Origin of the sequence: Alexandriicola marinus (assembly GCF_004000435.1) — a bacterium.
GTDB classification, from domain to species: Bacteria; Pseudomonadota; Alphaproteobacteria; order Rhodobacterales; family Rhodobacteraceae; genus Alexandriicola; species Alexandriicola marinus.
The window spans coordinates 1-3,979 of record NZ_RBVZ01000037.1 but is presented as its reverse complement, the minus strand read 5'-3'; the positions used below and the strand labels follow the sequence as shown (position 1 = coordinate 3,979).

Genomic DNA, 3,979 nt, shown 5'->3' with positions numbered 1-3,979 from the left:
GGTCCGCCAGGTTGCGCAGGTGCATGACGCCATCGCGCCAAGTCCACGCGAGCCTTATCGCCGAAATGTCGAGAACCGTTTCTCCGGGATCGAGACCCGCAGGGCGAAGGCACAGATCGGCGTCAAGGGACGGGCAGATGCCGAGGTATTCATGCAGTAGAACCCAGGAGAAGACACAAGGGTATTCATAGTAATGGCCTGCACCGTGCCATGTCTTGCCGTCGATGTAGTAGACGTGGTCCATGTCATAGCGTTCGCCCATCAGATATCCGTCTTTCCGTGCTTCAGCGGCGACGGTCAGAAGCTGATGGCGGACCGCATCACCCCGTCCCTCGCTTGCCAGAAAANTTCAGCGGCGACGGTCAGAAGCTGATAGCGGACCGCATGACCCCGTCCCTCGCTCGCAAGAAAGGCGGCATCCCAGCACCAATAGCGGCCCGCAGCGCATAGATCGTAGGGGCCGCCGGTGCCGATTTCGGAATCGGTATAGTCCCCGATGCGTGCGGCGTTGAAGGTGGGAAAGCGCTGAAATTCTTCCCATTCTGCCGCTATAAGCTNCGGCGTTGAAGGTGGGAAAGCGCTGAAATTCTTCCCATTCTGCTGCTAAAAGCGCCCGGATGGACCGGGCCTGATCCTTCGACGCATAACCAAAATGAACGGGCAGTATATTCGCCAGAAGGTGGATATGATCATGGGGACAACCATGTCGATCGACCCAATCGACGAAACGCGAGTTGGAGGGATCCCAATAGCCTTCTGGCAAGTCGGCACAGAGCGTTTTTCTCAGGCGCTTCGATAGATCGTGGCAGTCGGCCGATTTTTCCAGCCGGCCCAGCCGGCGCTCCAGATCGGCCAGCAGGTCAAAGGCGTTGATGGCAAAGGCCTGGGCAAGTGCGACGCGCCCATCCTTGATGACTTGGTCTTCATAATAGACATCGGACCAGAGCCGCCCATCACTGTCGATGAAACTGCGGACGATGCTCAAGGCGCGTTCAAGCGCCTCGATATGCGTGCCCAGCCAATCAATATCGTCCGTCATAGCGACATGAAGCCAGGCGGATTCGATGACGGCGATATTGCCCGTCATCAGGAACATTTCGGCGTTTTCGCTTCCATCCATGCTGGAACGGCGAACGTGGTATTCGCGACTGCCATCCAACTGAACGGCACACGGAAGCCGCCAAAGGCCTGCTGGATCTTCCTCCATCAGGCGTAGCTGCAACTCGATCATCCGCCGGCACAGGCCGCTGTCCAGGGGGTTGCCCAGAAGAACTCTGCCCTTGATCTGGAATTCGTGATCAACGTCGGGATATGTCCCTGCGTAGCGCGACAATTCCAGCGTGCTCAGGACGTAACCATCAGCCTCGTTGCAGTTTCGGGCAAGGGTTCGTTCGGCCACACACGGCATCATCGTGTCCCAGTAAAAACCGGCCCATGCCTCCTGAAGTGCCTGGCCGTCCTCGAAATCAAGCTTGATTTCGCCTCCGAATGCATCCGCGTTCGGACGCCCGTTCCAACGGCGGATATGGACCGGGCCTTCGGCAAAGATGATTTCTGTCTCGATCCCCTGCTTGATTTCGATCCCGCAGCTACCCTCGGCGCGAAGCATCCAGGCGCCGCCCTCTGCACCTGCCTTCGGAAGCAGCCAGACCAGGTCATGCCCGATGGAAACATCTTGTTCTTCTTTCGCCTCGCAGCTGAGCGGCAAGACGAATGTCCCGCCCGGTTCGCGGCGCAGAAGGAACAGCCGGGCGGCGTTTGTCGTGAAGCGCAGCGAATGCCCCGCAGCCTCGACACGCCAGCTATCCTGCCCTGTCGTATCGGCTGGGTGCNCTTCGGAAGCAGCCAGACCAGGTCATGCCCGATGGAAACATCTTGTTCTTCTTTCGCCTCGCAGCTGAGCGGCAAGACGAATGTCCCGCCCGGTTCGCGGCGCAGAAGGAACAGCCGGGCGGCGTTTGTCGTGAAGCGCAGCGAATGCCCCGCAGCCTCGACACGCCAGCTATCCTGCCCTGTCGTATCGGCTGGGTGCGCGCTCTTCAACTCCGATGCAAAGCGGGTGTCGATCTGCTGGACNCAGCCTCGACACGCCAGCTATCCTTGCCTGTCGTGTCGGCTGGGTGTGCGCTCTTCAACTCCGATGCAAAGCGGGTGTCGACCGGCTGGAGCATGCTCATCCCTTGACCCCTCCCGAAAATGTCATCCCTTCGATGAACTTGCGTTGAAGGATTGCGTAGACCAGCAGGACCGGCACGATCGTGATGGACATCCCGGCGAAGATCGCTCCGTAATCGGTCTCGAACCGGCCTTGCAGCAAAGACAGCCCGACCGGAAGGACATAGTCCTCCTGGCGTGAGATCATCAGGTAAGGCCAGAGGAAGTCATCCCAGCTCCACAAGAAGATGAAGATGCCAAGCGCCGACAGCGCCGGGACCGACAGTGGCANCAGCTCCACAAGAAGATGAAGATGCCAAGCGCCGACAGCGCCGGAACCGACAGGGGCAGGGCGATCCAATGGAAAATCCGGAACTCGGAGGCGCCATCGACGCGCGCTGCGTCGATCAGTTCGGAAGGGATGCCCATCATGAACTGGCGCATCAGGAATACGCCGAAGCTGTTCATCAGGAACGGGACGACAAGTGCCGCGTAATNACGCCGAAGCTGTTCATCAGGAACGGGACGACAAGTGCCGCGTAATGATCGATCCAGCCAAGCCAGACCATCTGCTGGTATTGCGCGATGATCGTCACCGGCCAAGGCGCCATCATTGTGGCCAGGATGAGGTAGAACAGCCAACGTTGGCCTGGAAAGTGAAACTTCGACAGAAGATAGCCGGCGAGAGCGCTCGTATAGACGATAATCGCCGTCTTAAGCGTCGCAAGAAGCAGCGAGTTCGCGAAGAAGCTGGCGAAGTCGATTTCGAACAAGACGCGGCGAAAATTGTCCAGCGTCCAGACCTCAGGGAGGATCGTGGGCGGAATACGCAGGATTTCCTGATTGGGCTTGAACGCCGAAAGCAGCATCCAGACAAAAGGGACCACCATGGTCAGGGCACCTGCCGAAAGGAGGAAGAGTATTGACAGAAGTCGAGCCTTAGCGACCATCATCGTCCCCCATGATCCGGATGCTCGCGAGCGACAGCACCAGTGTGATCGCAAATAGCGTCATTGAAATCGCCGAGGCCTTCCCGAAATTGTAAAGCACGAACGCCTCATCGAATATCTGATAGACGGTAGTGAATGTGGCGTATGCCGGGCCGCCTTTGGTCATGATAAAAATCTGTCCAAAGGCCTGAAGGTAGGAAATGATCGACGTGATCACGACAAACACCATCGCTGGCTTGATCATGGGCAAGGTGATCAGCCAGAATTGCTGAGAACGCCTGGCTCCGTCGATCCGGGCTGCTTCGTAGAGGTCGCGCGGTACCCCTGCGAGCGCCGCAAGAAAGATAACAACCGCATAGCCAACTTCCTTCCAGACGGTCATAATGATCACGGAGGGCATCGCGAGGTCGGTATCACGCAACCAGCGGATCGGTTCTTCGCCCATCAGGCCAAAGGCGTGAAGCGTCATGTTGATAAGTCCGAAGCCGGGGTCGTAAAGCTGCTCCCAAAGCAATGAAACTGCAATCATCGGTGCGATGACCGGAAGGAAGTAAACGGTCCGAAAGAACCCCTTACCCATCCAGACCGATGCGATTGCGAGAGCGATGGCCAATCCGATCACCGTTCGAAGGGCGACAACGCCGAAGGTGAAATAGAGATTGAGCCATAGGGCTTTTGCGAAGAGCGGATCCGCAAGCATGCTCCTGTAATTTGCCAGCCCGGCTGCGTCGAACCGGTTTTGCAGCGGGCTCCAGTGAAAGAAGCTTCCCACGAAAGTCAGAAGGATCGGGAAGACCTGGAACGCCATGTAGAACAGCAAAACGAACGCAATACTCGCCGCGAGAAAGACCCGCCGCGATGCGAGCCGGCTCCAC

The 3,979-nt window shown here is 58.0% G+C and carries 3 protein-coding genes; all 3 read right to left on the bottom strand.

Annotated features, from left to right (window positions below; translation table 11 throughout):
• Positions 1–2,173 precede the first annotated feature (2,173 nt).
• Positions 2,174–2,362: an ABC transporter permease family protein gene (locus EP376_RS23695; protein ID WP_206074832.1), complete on the bottom strand. Its 189-nt coding sequence runs from the start codon at positions 2,360–2,362 to the stop codon at positions 2,174–2,176.
• A complete protein-coding gene (locus tag EP376_RS23705; protein WP_476724224.1) occupies positions 2,362–2,586 on the bottom strand; it encodes an ABC transporter permease subunit in 225 nt (74 codons plus the stop codon). The genes EP376_RS23695 and EP376_RS23705 overlap by 1 nt, the downstream gene beginning before the upstream one ends.
• 507 nt (positions 2,587–3,093) lie before the next feature.
• Positions 3,094–3,979, bottom strand: an 886-nt coding sequence (locus EP376_RS22335) for a carbohydrate ABC transporter permease (protein WP_164745051.1), incomplete at its 5' end; no start/stop codon positions are given.